The sequence below is a fragment of the Acidovorax radicis genome (assembly GCF_020510705.1).
In the GTDB taxonomy this organism is placed as follows: Bacteria; Pseudomonadota; Gammaproteobacteria; order Burkholderiales; family Burkholderiaceae_C; genus Acidovorax; species Acidovorax radicis_A.
Map to the genome: position 1 here is coordinate 1,251,447 of NZ_CP075184.1, position 15,009 is coordinate 1,266,455.

Genomic DNA, 15,009 nt, shown 5'->3' on the forward strand with positions numbered 1-15,009 from the left:
CTTTTCCTCGACTTCGCTGCGGCGCCAGACCTAAAGGTAGTCAGCACAGAAGCGCATCACATGACTGTGCGCTGCGCCCGTGGTGATCTGCGGTTCTGGAGTTCCAACGCCTACTACGCCTGGGCAAGCGACGGTGGCTTGACGGCCGAAGGGCAAACGATCTCCTGGAGCAATGAGATGCCAAGCCGGTACGCCGTGCGCGCGATGCGCAAAGCAGTGGGCCGCGTGCGGTTCGCGCTGCCCAGCCGCGACGAGGTGCCCGCATGACCCCCGCCGAAATCATCGCCATGGCAAAAGAGGTCATAGGCGATTACTCCGACGCAAATTACTGGCCATTTTTCACGGTAGAGCTTGAGCGCTTCGCCGCCCTGGTAGCCGCAAAGGAGCGGGAGGCTTGCGCGCAGGTGTGTGACGAAATGCGATCGCACTACAGCGATTACAAAGACACGGCCCTTCTCAATGGCGATGTGGAATTAAGCAACGCAGCCAGCGGTGAGCCTCGTGCCTGCGAGTTTCTTGCAAAGGCCATGCGCGCAAGGAGCCCCCAGTGAAGCCCCACATCAAGCGAATCTACGGTGTCTGGCACTGCGGCATCAAGGGCATCCCAAACCGCTATCTGGGGATTGGGTACACGCCTTCGGCTGCTTATCGGGATTGGGTGAGCCATGGCTAAAGCAGCAACGTTCGTGATGTCCCGTGCCGCCGAAGGTGACATGGTGAAGTTTGCCGAGGACAAGGATTGCGTTCACCCGATGCGGTTCAAGTTCTCCGGCTTTAAAGGCTGGGCCGTTGTCTATGTGCCGCTATGGGACCGTGACCGCATGGTGAAGGGGCGCGATCTGGTCTACATGACGCCTGAGGAGGTAGCCCGCCATGGCTGAAAAACGAGTTTTCAAGCTGGTGCACACCACCGCGCGCCGAGGTGCTGTCGAGGCAGTCCAGACCGCCCCTGATGGCTATTGCGTAACTGTTTCGGAACCGACGCGCAGCCTTGAGCAGAACGCCGCGCAGTGGCCATACCTGGAAGGCTTCGCCCAGCAAAAGCAACTGTGCATCAACGGCGTCATGCAGCACGTCACGAACGACGATTGGAAAGACGTGCTCACTGGCTGCTGGAATGGCGAAACCCGCATGGCCGCGTTCGACGGCAAGGTAATCATGCTCCCGCAGCGCACCAGCAGCATGGGCAAGAAGGTATTCAGCGACTGGCTGGAGTTCCTGATCGCCATGGCCGCGCAGTCTGGTGTTGAGCCGGTCTTCAAGACGGGCGAGAGGCAGGCCGCATGACCTTCCCCCGCACCCGCTGCAAGCACTGCAAGGGCAAGCTGGAGACAGGCCAGCGAATCCTGCACCCGGCTTGCATTGATGACTTTGCTGTAGCCGAGGCCGCACGCATGGAGCGCAAGAAGGCGAAAGAGGCCCGCGCCGCTGCCAAGGTGGAGAGGGCAGAGACGCGCCGGCGCAAGGAGGCCATCAAGACCTTGCCCAAACTCAAGAAAGAGGCTGAACGTGAGTTCAACGCATTCATCCGCGCGCGTGACGCGCATCTACCCTGCATCTCCTGCGGTGCGCCTCCACCTGATCTATCGGGATTACACGCTGGTCGTGACGCTGGCCACTATCGCTCTGTGGGCAGTGCTGCGCATCTCCGCTACCACGAGGACAACGTTCACGCCCAGTGCGTCCACTGCAATCAGTACGGCGCGGGGCGCGCGGTGGAGTATCGAATCGGCCTCATCGCGCGGATTGGCGAGGGCCGGGTAGTGGCTCTGGAGACGAACAACACGGTCCGCAAGTTTGCGCACGACGAGCTGCGCGGCATCCGCGACACCTACAAGGCAAAGCTCAAGGAGATGAAATGCTGACCCGCGAAGAACAGGAAACAGTCCTCCGGCAAGCCAAAGCCCTCGCGCGCAGACACGTGGACATGCGCCGCCGTCTGGAGCGATCCGAGGTCAGCCCGCGCAGAGCCAAGGAGTTGATCGAGCAAGCCGAGGCAGATCTCAAAGAGATGCTGAAAGAAATTGGATAACGAAAGGGACACATGCTGATGCGCGTACAAGACACAGTCGATTACAACCACGTCCTGGACCGCCACAAGGCGATTCACGAACGCCTGGAGAACTGGCGCCGCTGGGTCACTGTCCGCCCCCATGGCTGGCAGACCGCCCCAATGTTCCGCATGTACCAGAGCAAGGCCCGTCAGTGGGAAGCGCCTGTGATTCAGAACCCGGTGGACACACTCGACGCCGTGCTGGTGGAGAAGGCGGTCTCAGCCTTGCCAGAGAAGCACCGCGCCGCCGTGCGCTGGAGCTATGTGCATGCAGGCAACCCAGTGGCCATGGCCCGCTCGCTGGCGGTGAGCAAGCAAGGGCTGGCTGATCTGGTTGAGGCTGGGCGCACGATGCTGCAGAACAGACTGTGATTAAACCCCTTGCGCCACGCTTGACAATGTGATAACGTGCGCCCATTCGTTGGCAATGGCATAGGACGACCCGGTTTGCGCCGGGTGCGGTGACTAAACCAGAAGCTGACGCCAAGCCCGCATAGGTTCACGCCATGCGGGCTTTTGCAAAACAAATGCTTGAAATAGAAACTTCGACAGGTTGGTTGCGCATCCCAGCGCAAGACAAGCCTCTAAATGGCTGTGATGGCGCGGGTGTGTTCTACGTTCCTGATGACGCAACACTGCAAGCCTATCAAGCGCTCTTGCAGGCTGAAGGCAGGGCAGCAACGTTCAGGCTAGCTGGCCGCACTCAACGGTGTTTTGTGGAATTTAACAAGGTGCCAATGATGCTTGAAAAGCAGATAGCCCAGTGCGTGCTGCGCCTCACTCCCGTGAAATAGCAAGTACCCCACAATGGAAGCCGCCGATAGAAATATAAGGCGGCTTTTTCGTTTCCCGCTGTGTGCCCGAGTGGCCTAAAGGTGATGCGCCAAGGCAGGCCGGAAGCCTGATGCAAGCAACAGGGACGTGTGCCGCGCGCAGGCAATACATGCTCCTACCTGGGTTCGAATCCCAGCGCGGCAGGTTTTGTAGTGACTAGCCGAGTCCGGCGCCGGACAAAGCAAGGTGCTACAAGTGGAAAGCGGGAGACGCGCCCGCGACTGAGCCTTGTGGACTGAGGTACGAAAGACAGCAGCACATCCGGATTCGCACCCGGCCATTTTTCGCTTGTGTCCCATGTGGATAGCAAGTATCTGGGCGCCTCTGGTAGCAATACCACGGGCGCCCTGTCTCGTTCGCTCAGCCAGGCCCCGCCAGACACAGTTTTCACCGCCCTGGATCGTCCTGCGCTGAGCAACAAGCACCAAACCCCAAAAGGAATCTCATGACACTCAAGGTACGCATTCAAGTGCCCAAGAACTCCGGCCCCTACGAAGCCAAGGTCGAGCAAACCAGTGGCGCCGCTTCTGTCGTGCTGGAGCCCGGCGACGAATTGGAGGTCTACGTGCACAGCGGTAACGAGCTCAAGATCGTTGAGGTGCCGCTGGGCACAAAGGCAAGCGCCACTGCATCCTGATTGCTGGCAGGGCCCGCACCGACACCATCCGTGACCGGTGTGGCTAAGTGGCTCGCCCAGCCTGGCCCGCATTCATCCACATCGCACCCTCCTGATCACTGGCAACCAGCGCCGGGCTTATCCGGGATCAAGGGTCTCCTCCGCAAGCTCGGTGCTGGGAAGCGTAGGCAGCAGCCAGCAGGGCCAGATCAAGCCCTGTTGTCCCATGGCTGGCAGAACACAAGGAGCGCTCATGGCACTCAACCGCTTGCCCAACAGACTTGCATCCATCGCCACCAACCGCCTGCCCACGCTCCAAGCCAAGGCAGGCACAACCCAGCGCATCCGAGGCGATGCATGGATGGCAACCCGCCGCCAGGTCCAACAGCGTGACAAGTTCACCTGTGCCGCCTGCGGGGCCATCAGGGCAGACCATGAGGTTGACCACCGCGTGCCATTGGAGCAAGGCGGTAGCAACGACCTCGACAACCTGCAGCTGCTGTGTGGTGGGCCTGATAGGTGCCACGCGGCCAAGACCAAGGCCGAAGGCAAGGCCAGGGCTGGCGCTTAAAAGATCAAGAGTTAAGCGGCTTTTCCAGCGCGAGGGCATAAATGCACCGTCCTGGTGCGGCCTGCCTCCGGTGTGGCAGGAATGCGACGCAGGGCCGGGCCGAGTGGCGAAGGGGAGGGGGGTATCGAAAGTCTAGGGGTTGAACCCGGCCGAAACCCCGCTGTACCCCACGTAGACAAAAAAGCCCCCTGTTTGATTGCCTGGGCAGGGAAAAGACGAATTCAAAGGAATCAAAATGCCCCGTGGTGGTAGCCGTCCCGGTGCTGGCCGGAAGCGGAAAACCCCCGTGGAATCGCCGGCAAGTGCTCCGGTTGTGGATGCGCAGGGCTTCAAAACAGAAGCCGCGCCTGCTGGCTGGCCGTTCGGCCGGGAGAAGGTGGAGACGCCGCCCCCCGCCCCGGCGCCAGACCTGTCGGGACTGATGCCGCTGGACTACCTGCTGCAGATCATGCGCGATGAAGCCGAGGATAAAGGCCGGCGCATTCAAGCGGCCACCCTGGCTGCCCCGTACTGCCACCCCAAGAAGGGGGAGGGCGGGAAGAAGCAGGAGCAGGCCGACGCAGCAAAGAAGGTGGCCAGCAAGTTCGCCACGGCGACACCCCCGAAGCTGGTTGCAGCCGGCGGTAAGAAGGTCTGATGCCCGAGTGGTCAACGGCCTGCCCTGACTGGGCGGCGCGGCTGCGCGCGGGCGAATCGATCATCCCGCCGCCGATCTTCCATGAACAGGCTGAGGAAGCGCTGGCGGTCTTTAAGCAGCTCAGGATTGTTGACGCGCCGGGCAGCCCGACGTTTGGCGAGGCGTGCGCAGAGTGGGTGTTCGACCTGGTGCGCTCCATCTTTGGGGCCTATGACGCGGACAGCGGGCGACGGCTGATCACTGAGTGGTTTGTCCTGATCCCCAAAAAGAATAGCAAGAGCACGATTGCGGCCGGGATCATGATGACTGCGGTCATCCGGAACTGGCGGCAGTCGGCGGAGTTCTCCGTCCTGGCCCCCACGGTGGAGGTGGCGAACAACGCCTATGCGCCAGCGCGCGATATGGTTCAGAAAGACGACGAGCTCGACGTCCTGATGCATGTGCAAACGCACATCAAGACCATCACGCACCGCGAGAGTGGGGCGGCATTGAAGGTTTTGGCGGCTGACCAGAACACGGTCGGCGGCAAGAAGTCAGTCGGAACCCTGGTGGACGAGCTCCACCTGTTCGGCAAGATGGCCAGCTCCGAGAACATGTTTCGTGAGGCGCTGGGCGGCCTGGCATCGCGGCCCGAGGGTTTCGTGATCTGGTTGACCACGCAATCGGACGAGCCACCGGCTGGTGTGTTCAAGCAAAAGCTGGACTATGCCCGAAAGGTGCGCGATGGCGAGATCATCGACCCAGGCTTTCTGCCGATCATCTTCGAGCACCCGCCCGAGATGGTGGACAACGGCGACTGCCTGAAGCTGGAAAACATGGCGATGGTGAACCCCAATATGGGGTACTCCGTCGATCAGGCGTTCCTTGAGCGCGAATTCATGAAGGCCGAGCTGGCTGGGGGCGACTCCTTCCGGGGCTTCATGGCCAAGCACGCCAACGTCGAGATCGGACTGAACCTGCGGAGCGACCGTTGGGCCGGCGCAGACTTCTGGCAAGCCCAAGCAAAGGCGCCCGGCCTGACGCTCGACCAACTGCTCGACCGCTGCGAGGTGGTGGATGTGGGGATCGACGGCGGCGGCCTGGACGACTTGCTCGGCCTGGCGGTGGTCGGCCGGGACAAGGACACCCGCGAATGGCTGGTGTGGACGCATGCATGGGCCCACCCCTCCGTTTTGGAACGCCGCAAGGACATCGCAGCCCGGCTGCACGACTTCGCCAAGGACGGGCACCTGACCCTGGTAAAGCGCATCGGCGATGACGTGGCGGACGTGGCCGGCATCTGCGGGCTGATCGAGGCGCGGGGCCTGCTGGACAAGATCGGGTGCGACCCGGCCGGCCTGGGTGGCATCCTGGATGCACTCACCGAGGCGGATCTGCCCGAGGAAAAGATCATCGGCATCAGCCAGGGCTGGAAGATGACGGGGGCCATAAAAACTGCCGAGCGCAAGCTGGCCGAAGGCGTCATGGTGCATGGCGGCCAGCCCCTCATGGCCTGGTGCGTCGGCAATGCGAAGGTGGAGCCACGTGGCAACGCCGTGATCATCACGAAACAGGCGGCAGGGTCCGCCAAGATCGACCCGCTGATGGCGCTTTTCAACGCCGTCACCCTCATGTCGCTGAATCCAGCGTCTGAAAAATCATTCTGGGAAGCCTCATGACCATCAAAGACAAACTGCACACCGCTGCGAGTGCGGCGGCAGGCTTTTTGCCTGATGCGCTCATGCTGGGCGGGGCTGGTGGAATCTCCTACGGCGCCTGGCTGGTGTACGGCCCGGCCGGGTACGTGGTGGGCGGCCTGTTTGCCCTTGCTGCTGGCGTAGTGCTGGCCCGAGGTAGCAAGTAATGGGGTTCCTGGCGCGCGCAGTTTCTGAGCAGAAGTCCATGGACCCGCTGGCCGTATGGGCGGAAATGCTGCGCGCGGGCCGGTCTTCGATGGCTGGCCCGACGATCACGCTGGAAAACGCGCTCAAGGTGGCCACCATGTTCGCCTGCCTGCGCGTGCTGTCGCAGGGTGTGGCACAGGTGCCGCTGAAGGTGTACCGCGAGGTGGAGAAAGACGGTCTCAAGAAGATCGAGGCCGCCAAAGACCACCGGCTCTATGACCTGCTGGCCTTCGCTCCCAACGACTGGACCACGAGCTTCGAATTTCGCGAAACGCAGACCATCCACGCGGCCCTGGGCAACTCCTACGCCTTCATCAACCGCACCATGGGCGGTATTTCCGAGCTGATTTTGCTCCATCCGGGCCGCGTGAAGAAGGTGCAGAAGCCTGATTACCGCGTGGTTTTCGAGGTCACAGGCGAAACCGGCTCCATGAAGGAATTCCCGGCCGAGGCAATTTGGCACGTACGCGGCCCATCGTGGGACGGATTGCTCGGCCTGGACGTGCTCAGCCTGGCGCGCGAGGCCCTGGGCCTGGCCATTGCCACCGAAGAATCGCACGCCAAGCTGCACGCGAAGGGTGTTCGCACATCGGGCACCTACTCGATTGATGGCAAGCTGAACAAAGAGCAGTACGCGGCCCTGAAAGCCTGGATCTTGGCTGAGAACGCAGGCGCCGAGAACGCTGGTGTGCCGATGATCTTGGACAACGGCGCCAAGTGGGTTACGGGCGCGCTCACAGGGGTGGATGCCCAGCACTTGGAGACGCGCAAGTTCCAGATCGAGGAAGTGTGCCGCTTCATGGGGGTGCACCCTCAAAAGGTGTTCCACACCGACAAGACAAGCACCTACGCCAGCGCGGAAGAGTTCTCAAACGCGCACCGCGAGGACACGCTGAGCCCCTGGTACACGCGGATTGAGCAATCTGCCGACCTGCATCTGTTGAGCCGGGCCGAGCGGCGCAAAGGCGTGTACTGCAAGCACTCGGCGAACGCCCTCATGCGCGCATCCGCCAAGGATCGGGCCGAGTATTACGCGAAGGCCTTGGGCTCTGGCGGTTCTCCCGGCTGGATGACGCCCGATGAAGTGCGCGCGCTCGAAGAAATGAACCCCATGGGCGGTGAGGCCGCAAAACTGCCGCCAGGCAGCAGCGCTCAACCGCCCGCAGCGCCTGCGGCTTGAAAGGAAACCATGACCACCAAGACACTAGACTTCGGCTGTGAGCTCAAAGCCACGGGCGACACCGGGACTTTCGAAGGCTACGGATCAGTGTTCAACATCACAGACCGTGGCGGCGACATCGTTGCAGCAGGTGCTTTCGCGGAAACCCTGGCCGCAGCAAAAGCGGCCGGCCGCCTGCCCGCCATGCTGTGGCAGCACCGCCAGGCCGAGCCCATCGGCGTCTATACCGAAATGGAAGAAGACTCCATTGGCCTGAAGGTCAAGGGAAAGCTAGCGCTGAAGACGGCGCGCGGCGCCGAAGCCTACGAGCTCATGAAGATGGGCGCAATCAGCGGCCTGTCTATTGGCTACCGCGTGCGTGATGACAGCTGGGACCGCGTGACCGGCGTTCGCACCATCAAAAAGGCTGATCTGCACGAACTGTCGCTGGTCACCATGCCCATGAATGACGCTTCGCGCGTCTCGGCCGTCAAGACCATTGAAGAGCTTGACAGCCTGTCCGAAATCGAGCGCCACCTGCGTGATGCTTGTGGCTTGTCGAAGAGCGAGGCGACCGCCATGGTTTCCCGCATCAAGAGCGTCAGCCGGAGTGATTCCGGGGATCGCGAACCGCTGGCCGCAGATTTTGCGGCTTCCCTGAAAGCCCGCGCCGTCTTCTGACCAAGCGCAATCCCCCGCAAACAGCCGCCCTCTGAGGCGGCTTTTTCATTTCCGAAAGGCAAAACACCATGCAATTCACCCGAAAGAACCTGACGACCGGCTTTTTGCTCGTTGTCGCTGTGCTGGCGCTGTTCGCAGTCGCGGGCCATCCTTTGATCTCTCCCGAGGCCATCGCTGGCCTGGGCATGATTCCTGTCGCCATGAGCGGCGAAGTCACGCTGCTGGAGGTCAAGGGCATCCTGGAAGGTCAGGGCAAGGCCTTCGATGAATTCAAGAAGGCGAATGACGAGCTGATCAAGGCCAAAGCAGACGGGAAGGCCGTTGGCGACCTTGAAGCTAAGGTGGCAAAGCTCAGCGATGAGCTGGACAAGTTCGACGAACTGAAGGCTGTCATTGACGACCTGCAAAAGAAGGCCAACCGCCCGCAAAACGATGTCGAAGCCAAGTCCGCCGCCGACCTGGCCGAGGAAACCAAGAACTTCAACATCGCACTGCGCGCCGACTTCCAGATGAAGGGCAAGACGCACCCCGGTGACCTGTCCGTGGAAGCCTACACGCAGTACAAGTCGGCGTTCTTCAAGATGGCCGTGGGCGCCACGCTGGAGAGCCTGACCGCCGACGAGCGCAAGGCCATGTCTGCCGGTTCTGACCCAGACGGCGGCTACCTGCTGCCCCACGCCACTGCTGGGCGCATGCTGGGCAAGATCTACGAGCAGTCCACCATGCGCCAGCTGGCCGAGGTGCAGACCATCAGCTCAAACGACATCGAGGGCATCCTCGACAACGACGAAGCCAGCGCCGGTTGGGTGTCTGAACTGGGCTCGCGCTCGGAAACAACGACCCCCACGGTCGGCAAGTGGCGCATTGAAGCCCATGAGATGTACGCCATGCCCAAGGCATCGCAGCGCATCCTGGACGACGCCGCCACCAATGTCGAAGCTTGGCTGGCTGGCAAGATCGCCGACAAGTTCGCCCGCGTTGAAGGCGCTGCTTTCTGGACCGGTGACGGCGTGGGCAAGCCGCGCGGCCTGGCTGCGTACAGCACCGCCACTACCGGCGACGACACTCGCGCATGGGGCACGTTCCAGCATGTTGTGACTGGCGCTGATGGTGCATTCCACACCACCAAGGCCGACCCGCTGCAAGACCTGATCGGCTCCTTCAAAGACCAGTACCTTCAGAACGCATCGTTCGTGATGCGCCGCGAGGTGCGCACCGACATCCGCAAGATGAAGGAAGCCACCAGCGACCGCTACCTGTGGGAGCCATCCCTGCAAGCCGGACAGCCTGACCGTCTGCTGGGCTACCCCACCCGCATTGACCAGTACATGCCAGCCAAGGGCACTGGCTCGCTGTCGCTGGCCTTCGGTGACTTCCGCCAGGCGTATCTGATCGTGGATCGCATGGGCATCCGCACTCTGCGCGACCCCTACACCGCCAAGCCCTGGGTGCTGTTCTACAGCACAAAGCGCACGGGCGGCGGCGCGCAGAACACTGAGGCTCTCAAGTTTCTCAAATTCTCAACTTGAGTCTAAGTCCATTCTGTTGTATCTTATGGCTTCACGTCATAGGGGCACAGAATGGGACGACCGAGGAAAGAAAAGACGCCTTGCAGCATTGATGGGTGCGGCGGAACGGCTTATGGCCGTGGGTGGTGTTCGAAGCATTACGAGAGGTGGTTGCGTCATGGCGACCCGTCCGTGGTGTCCCCTCCTGGCGTGCCTGCTGGGACGAAATCACCGCTCCACCAATGTTGCAGTATTGAAGGTTGCGAAAGGCTCGGCCCATACATCAAAGGGTTGTGCGGGGCACACTACGGCAGACTCAAAGACCATGGCGACCCGCTAGCAGGCAAGCCAAAAGCTGGCGTAATTACTCGGCGATCCTCGTCGGCGCCTTGTTCTTGTGCTGGCTGTGATCGACAGGCGGTGTCGGGCGGCTATTGCAGCGCGCACTGGGAGCGCGTCAGGAAACACGGCGATCCAATGCCGCAGAAGCCTCTGAGGGTGTACGTGAATGGCGGAGGAAGGCCATTGGCATATGCCAACGGGTACATGCAGCGCTGGGATAGCAAAAAGCGAAAGCTGGTGCTTGACCATCGTGCCGTGATGGAAGAGTTCTTGGGTCGGCCCCTCCTGAAAACGGAGACGGTTCACCATAAGAACGGCGACCGCGCAGATAACAGGCTGTCGAATTTGGAGTTGTGGGCCACATCACAACCGGCTGGTCAGCGAGTCGTTGACCTTCTCGATTGGGCGCACGAAATCATCGACCGGTACGCGGGCGAAGAGCAGAAGCTGAAGAAGCAAAGCAACCACCGGCAATAGCCGCCAACTCACCAGGCCCTTCGGGGCCTTTTTTATTTCCCGAAAGGTATCCCATGACATCCATGCTCAAAAATGTGAAGGTCACGCCCGTGGCTGCATCCGCAGTCGCCGCGACGACCGAAGTGCTGACCAGCGTTCTCGACATGTCCGGCTATGACGGCGTGATGTTCATCGCTCTGTTGGGCGACGTGACCACCGCCAGCGTGCTGACCCTGACCGCCAAGGGCAACACCGCCAGCTCGACCAGCTCGCCCACGCCCGTCACCCAGGTGGCCACCGCCGCCTTCACGGCTGACGGCACCTCGGCCGACGACAAGGCCCTAGTGGTCGATGTGTACGACCCCATGCTGCGCTACGTGTTTGCCAGCCTGACCCGCACCGCTGCGAATGCGGTGGTCAACGGGATCATCGCCATCCAATACAAGGCCGAATTCAAGCCCACCACCCAAGCCGCAACGGTCATCGCTGCAGCCATGGGCCCCGGCGTCGCAGCCTGATGCGTGAAGCGCCTGCCCACGCGGGCGCTTTGCAGATCACAAGGACACCATGATCGTCACCCAAACCACCCCACCGGCCTACCTGCCGTTGACGCTTGCAGAGGCAAAGCTGCACCTGCGCGTTGACGGCGCGGACGAGGACACGCTGATTCCGGCGTTCATCGGCGCAGCCGTGGACACCTGCCAGCAGATCACCGGCCGCAGCCTGATGGCCCAGGCGTGGAAGCTGACGATTGACGACTTCGCGGACGAGATCCAGCTGCCATGGCCCCAGGTGCAAGCCGTGCAGTCGGTGCAGTACAAGGACGATAACGGCGCCACGCAGACGCTGGCGAACACGGTTTATGAGCTGGTGGGCGACAAGGTTTGCCTGATACCGGAACAGACCTGGCCCACGGTGCGCGGCGGCACGGGTTCGGTGTGGGTGAACTACACGGCCGGGTACGGCGCGGGCAACGAAGCGGCCCAACAAGCCGCGGTGCCCTACGGCATCAAGGCATGGCTGCTGCTGGCCATTGGAACCCTCTACGCTAACCGCGAAAGCGTGCAAACCGGCGTGTCCGTGGCCGCACTGCCCGAGCGCTTCGCTGATTCGCTGCTCGACCGGTTCAAGGTGTACTGATGCAAGCCGGACGCATCTCCCTCAAGTGCCTGCTGCAAGAGCCTGGCACCGGTGAGGATGAACTTGGACAGCCCATACCAGACGACTGGGTGACCATCGCCGAGCCCTGGTGTGATCCAGTCTCGCAAAGCGGCATCGAGTCCATTCGTGCGGGTGCTGACACATCGGTGGTGAAAGTGTCCATGGGCATGCGCGCTCGGTCTGGTGTGACTGCTGCGATGCGCCTGGTCGGCAAGTACAGCGGCACCGTGTACCAAATCGAGGCAGTGCTACCCGACAACCGCGACCGCAGCCGCATGTTTCTGGTGTGCAAGGTGGTCGCATGATCAACGTCGCATTCGATTTCTCCAAGATTGCCGCAAAGCTCGACGGGATCACCGTGGCGGCAGAGAAGGCCGTCCGGCCAGCGGCGCAGGCTGGGGCGCAAATCTTTCATGACGAGATGCGCGCGCGTGTGCCAATGTCTGCCAAGCCTCACAAGAGCGGCAAGAAGACCTACAACCCCGGCACGCTGCGCAAGGCGATATATCAAGCCTTCGCGGACAAGGAGAGTGGCGACGGCAAGGCTAAGTACAGAATTTCGTGGAATAAAACGCACGCCTTTTACGGCAGATTCCTGGAGTTCGGCACCTCAAAGATGGCCGCAAAGCCATTCCTCCGGCCCGCTTTTGACGCAGCCCAAGCAAAGGCCGTGAAGGCTGTGCAAGACCGCATGAATGAAGAAGTGAAGAAGGCCATCAAATGAGCGCCGAAGCCGCACTTGTCCCGCTGCTCACTGGTTTGGTTGTTGGGCGCATCTATCCCGATGTGGCGCCGTCCGGTGCGGGATTGCCGCGCATCGTGTACCAGCAGGTGGGCGGGCGCGTCATCAACTACACCGAGGGCACGTTGCCAGACAAGGAAAACGCCCGCATGCAGATCGTTTGCTGGGCGTCTACCCGCTTGGCGGCAATCAACCTGATGAAGCAGGCAGAGGCCGCGATCTTGGCCGCGCCGGTCATTCAGGCCGAGGCCATCGGAGCCCGTATTTCCGGATTCGAGCAGGACACCAACCTGTATTCGAGCCAGCAAGATTTTTCAATCTGGACGACCAGATAACCGAATAGGCGCAAGCCACCACCGCAAAGCCGCCCGTAGCGATACGAGGCGGCTTTTTTGTTGCCCAGCGCATGCAGGGCGCCCCCAACAGGCTCGCTTCGGCGGGCCTTTTTTGTTTCCGAAAGAAAGGCCCTCACCATGGCACGCACCCCGAACGGCACAGTCCACTCTGTCGCTACCGCCCTCGCAGCCGCGAAAACCATCACCGCAATCTCGAACGCCGCAGAGGCATCCGTGTCCAGCACCGCGCACGGTTACAGCGTTGGCGACATTCTTCTCATCTATAGCGGCTGGGGCCGGCTGAACTTTCGCGCGGCCCGCGTGAAGACGCAGACCACCGATGCATTCGTGCTGGAGAAAATCGACACCAGCAACACCGAACTGTTCACGCCTGGCGGCGGCGCGGGCTCTTGCCGCAAGGTCGGCACTTGGGTTGACCTGGACCGCACGATGAACCACTCCAGCTCGGGCGGCGATGCCAAGACCGTGAATGTGAAGTTCATCGAGTCGGATGTCGAAATCGTGTTGAACGACGGCTTCAACGCTGTGCAGCGCACGTTCGACATGGACGCCGACATGATCGGAACACCTGCCTACGATGCGCTCAAGATGCTGTCGGATACCAACGCCGACACCGTCGTGCGCCGCCGCGCCAAGACCGGCGCCGTGTCGCTGATCCCCGCAAAGGTCAGCTTCAACGAAGAAGAAACCCTGACCGAAGGCCAGGCCGTGACCGTCAAGGGCACTTTCAACGCCCAAAACATCAGCACGCGCTACGCCGCCTGATCCCCGGGCTTCGGCCCATTCAAAGAGCACCGACACATCCGCGTTCGCCTTCGCAAGGGGCGGCGCGGGTGTGCACGGGCAAATTTTCACCCTTGCGAAAGAACCATCATGGCAAAAGAAAAATCTGTCCCCGTTGCAACCATCAAGAGCATGGCCGACGAAATCCCAACGTTCCCACTGCCCCTGAAAATCAAGCGCCTGAACGGCACCGAAACCGAAGTGGAAGTGACCGCCAAGGCCATGCGCAAGTCTGAGTGGGCTGCGCTGCGCGATGCTCACATGACCGTCGAAAAGGTCGAGCAGGAAGAGGGCGAAGCGCCACGTTTCAGCTTTGTGAAAGCCGTGGGCGACGACATGCGCAAGGGCGCCGAACTGATCGCCAAGTGCGGCACAGGCTGGGACTTGGCCGACCCGTTCACTGCCGACAGCCTGGCCGACATGGAAGATACCTTCGGCGGCACGCTGGCACGCTTTCTGAGCGACTACGACGCCGCGATCTTTCACGGCCGGGTGGGAAACTCCTAGCCCTCGCCCGCGCGCTGTACGAGCCCGACATCACGGAATCGGAGGCGCGCTCCGAGGGCTTCGAGCTGGAGGACTACATCTCTGACGTGATCGAGGTGTGGCCAGACAACGCGCAGCCACTGGTGATTTTTCGCAAGGTTGGCACCCGGTGGCGCATCCCCCCGATGGGCGGGGTGCCAATCGGCCTTGAGTGGCCTGCCATCTACCCAATGATGGAGCGGTTGGGGCTCGAAGACGATGATTGGAACGACCTTCACGACTCGTTGATCGTCATGGAGGGCGCCGCGATCAAGACGATGCGGGAATTTGAGCCCAAGCGCGACAAGGATTGATACCATGGCTCCTTCTACAAGGAGGGTGTTATGGAGATTGTTCTTGGCTGGCTGATTTTTGCAATCGTCGTTGGGGTGGTGGCGAGCTCTCGGGGGCGCAGTGGATTTGGTTGGTTTCTTGTGTCTGCACTGCTCTCTCCGCTAATTGGCTTCATTTTGGTGATGGTGTTCCCCAGAGTTGGCCCCGCGATCAGCCCGTCAACCGGTTTGGCAATCACTCCCGATACGCACGTCAGATGCCCTGAATGTAGAGAATTTGTTATTCACGACGCACGGAAGTGCAAGCACTGCGGAACCGCGTTGATTCCTCAGTGATGCGGTAAACCCGCTCAAAACAAGCCACCTTCGGGTGGCTTTTCCATTTCTAGGCTCGCTTCGGCGGGCCTTT

The 15,009-nt window shown here is 61.4% G+C and carries 26 protein-coding genes and 1 tRNA gene; all 27 read left to right on the forward strand.

The features are described from left to right. Positions 1–60: 60 nt before the first annotated feature. The 27 genes from KI609_RS05705 (at position 61) to KI609_RS05835 (ending at position 14,936) form a co-directional block, all read left to right on the forward strand. Positions 61–267 carry a hypothetical protein gene (locus KI609_RS05705; protein WP_226448004.1) on the forward strand — a complete coding sequence of 69 codons (207 nt, stop codon included), beginning with the start codon at positions 61–63 and terminating at the stop codon, positions 265–267. Beyond that, positions 264–551 carry a hypothetical protein gene (locus KI609_RS05710; protein WP_226448006.1) on the forward strand — a complete coding sequence of 96 codons (288 nt, stop codon included), beginning with the start codon at positions 264–266 and terminating at the stop codon, positions 549–551. Before KI609_RS05705 ends, KI609_RS05710 begins: the two co-directional genes overlap by 4 nt. A 114-nt stretch (positions 552–665) precedes the next feature. After that, positions 666–881 (forward strand): hypothetical protein, encoded by a 216-nt coding sequence (locus tag KI609_RS05715; protein WP_226448008.1) that lies wholly within the window; start codon positions 666–668, stop codon positions 879–881. Then, positions 874–1,287 (forward strand): recombination protein NinB, encoded by a 414-nt coding sequence (locus KI609_RS05720; protein ID WP_226448010.1) that lies wholly within the window; start codon positions 874–876, stop codon positions 1,285–1,287. The genes KI609_RS05715 and KI609_RS05720 overlap by 8 nt, the downstream gene beginning before the upstream one ends. Next, positions 1,284–1,865, forward strand: a complete 582-nt coding sequence (locus KI609_RS05725; RefSeq protein WP_226448012.1) for a recombination protein NinG — start codon at positions 1,284–1,286, stop codon at positions 1,863–1,865. Before KI609_RS05720 ends, KI609_RS05725 begins: the two co-directional genes overlap by 4 nt. Further along, complete coding sequence (locus KI609_RS05730; protein WP_226448014.1) at positions 1,859–2,032, forward strand: hypothetical protein; 174 nt, start codon at positions 1,859–1,861, stop codon at positions 2,030–2,032. Before KI609_RS05725 ends, KI609_RS05730 begins: the two co-directional genes overlap by 7 nt. An 18-nt stretch (positions 2,033–2,050) precedes the next feature. Further along, positions 2,051–2,425: a hypothetical protein gene (locus KI609_RS05735; protein ID WP_226448016.1), complete on the forward strand. Its 375-nt coding sequence runs from the start codon at positions 2,051–2,053 to the stop codon at positions 2,423–2,425. A 134-nt stretch (positions 2,426–2,559) separates the two neighbouring features. Further along, entirely contained in the window at positions 2,560–2,847 is a 288-nt protein-coding gene (locus KI609_RS05740; RefSeq protein ID WP_226448018.1) for a hypothetical protein, read from the forward strand. A gap of 56 nt (positions 2,848–2,903) precedes the next feature. Continuing rightward, positions 2,904–3,031 (forward strand) — tRNA-OTHER (locus KI609_RS05745). 301 nt (positions 3,032–3,332) lie between these two features. Continuing rightward, positions 3,333–3,524, forward strand: a complete 192-nt coding sequence (locus tag KI609_RS05750; RefSeq protein ID WP_226448020.1) for a hypothetical protein — start codon at positions 3,333–3,335, stop codon at positions 3,522–3,524. Positions 3,525–3,756: 232 nt separating this feature from the next. Next, complete coding sequence (locus KI609_RS05755; RefSeq protein WP_226448022.1) at positions 3,757–4,074, forward strand: HNH endonuclease; 318 nt, start codon at positions 3,757–3,759, stop codon at positions 4,072–4,074. Between the two features lie 286 nt (positions 4,075–4,360). Continuing rightward, positions 4,361–4,711 carry a terminase small subunit gene (locus KI609_RS05760; RefSeq protein WP_226448024.1) on the forward strand — a complete coding sequence of 117 codons (351 nt, stop codon included), beginning with the start codon at positions 4,361–4,363 and terminating at the stop codon, positions 4,709–4,711. Next, entirely contained in the window at positions 4,711–6,369 is a 1,659-nt protein-coding gene (locus KI609_RS05765; protein WP_226448027.1) for a terminase large subunit, read from the forward strand. The genes KI609_RS05760 and KI609_RS05765 overlap by 1 nt, the downstream gene beginning before the upstream one ends. Further along, positions 6,366–6,554, forward strand: coding sequence for a hypothetical protein (locus KI609_RS05770; RefSeq protein ID WP_226448029.1), 189 nt, complete (start codon positions 6,366–6,368; stop codon positions 6,552–6,554). Before KI609_RS05765 ends, KI609_RS05770 begins: the two co-directional genes overlap by 4 nt. Positions 6,555–6,592: 38 nt before the next feature. Continuing rightward, positions 6,593–7,774 (forward strand): phage portal protein, encoded by a 1,182-nt coding sequence (locus tag KI609_RS05775; RefSeq protein WP_226448030.1) that lies wholly within the window; start codon positions 6,593–6,595, stop codon positions 7,772–7,774. A 9-nt stretch (positions 7,775–7,783) separates the two neighbouring features. Further along, the gene (locus KI609_RS05780) at positions 7,784–8,434 is read left to right on the forward strand and encodes an HK97 family phage prohead protease (RefSeq protein WP_226448031.1); all 651 of its coding nucleotides are present in this window, start codon (positions 7,784–7,786) and stop codon (positions 8,432–8,434) included. Between the two features lie 68 nt (positions 8,435–8,502). Further along, a complete protein-coding gene (locus tag KI609_RS05785) occupies positions 8,503–9,963 on the forward strand; it encodes a phage major capsid protein (RefSeq protein WP_226448032.1) in 1,461 nt (486 codons plus the stop codon). A gap of 504 nt (positions 9,964–10,467) precedes the next feature. Then, a complete protein-coding gene (locus tag KI609_RS05790) occupies positions 10,468–10,761 on the forward strand; it encodes an HNH endonuclease (protein WP_226448033.1) in 294 nt (97 codons plus the stop codon). 53 nt (positions 10,762–10,814) lie between these two features. Continuing rightward, positions 10,815–11,258 carry a hypothetical protein gene (locus KI609_RS22895; RefSeq protein WP_264181373.1) on the forward strand — a complete coding sequence of 148 codons (444 nt, stop codon included), beginning with the start codon at positions 10,815–10,817 and terminating at the stop codon, positions 11,256–11,258. Between the two features lie 49 nt (positions 11,259–11,307). After that, complete coding sequence (locus KI609_RS05800) at positions 11,308–11,880, forward strand: head-tail connector protein (RefSeq protein ID WP_226448034.1); 573 nt, start codon at positions 11,308–11,310, stop codon at positions 11,878–11,880. Further along, positions 11,880–12,206: a phage head closure protein gene (locus KI609_RS05805; protein ID WP_226448035.1), complete on the forward strand. Its 327-nt coding sequence runs from the start codon at positions 11,880–11,882 to the stop codon at positions 12,204–12,206. The genes KI609_RS05800 and KI609_RS05805 overlap by 1 nt, the downstream gene beginning before the upstream one ends. Further along, positions 12,203–12,625, forward strand: a complete 423-nt coding sequence (locus KI609_RS05810; RefSeq protein ID WP_226448036.1) for an HK97-gp10 family putative phage morphogenesis protein — start codon at positions 12,203–12,205, stop codon at positions 12,623–12,625. The genes KI609_RS05805 and KI609_RS05810 overlap by 4 nt, the downstream gene beginning before the upstream one ends. Continuing rightward, a complete protein-coding gene (locus KI609_RS05815) occupies positions 12,622–12,978 on the forward strand; it encodes a DUF3168 domain-containing protein (protein WP_226448038.1) in 357 nt (118 codons plus the stop codon). Before KI609_RS05810 ends, KI609_RS05815 begins: the two co-directional genes overlap by 4 nt. A gap of 138 nt (positions 12,979–13,116) precedes the next feature. Continuing rightward, the gene (locus KI609_RS05820) at positions 13,117–13,764 is read left to right on the forward strand and encodes a phage tail protein (RefSeq protein WP_226448040.1); all 648 of its coding nucleotides are present in this window, start codon (positions 13,117–13,119) and stop codon (positions 13,762–13,764) included. Positions 13,765–13,872: 108 nt separating this feature from the next. After that, positions 13,873–14,289 carry a phage tail assembly chaperone gene (locus KI609_RS05825; protein ID WP_226448042.1) on the forward strand — a complete coding sequence of 139 codons (417 nt, stop codon included), beginning with the start codon at positions 13,873–13,875 and terminating at the stop codon, positions 14,287–14,289. Between the two features lie 65 nt (positions 14,290–14,354). Continuing rightward, positions 14,355–14,621: a DUF1799 domain-containing protein gene (locus tag KI609_RS05830; protein ID WP_226450200.1), complete on the forward strand. Its 267-nt coding sequence runs from the start codon at positions 14,355–14,357 to the stop codon at positions 14,619–14,621. Positions 14,622–14,651: 30 nt separating this feature from the next. Continuing rightward, positions 14,652–14,936, forward strand: a complete 285-nt coding sequence (locus KI609_RS05835; protein WP_226448044.1) for a zinc ribbon domain-containing protein — start codon at positions 14,652–14,654, stop codon at positions 14,934–14,936. Positions 14,937–15,009: the final 73 nt, after the last annotated feature.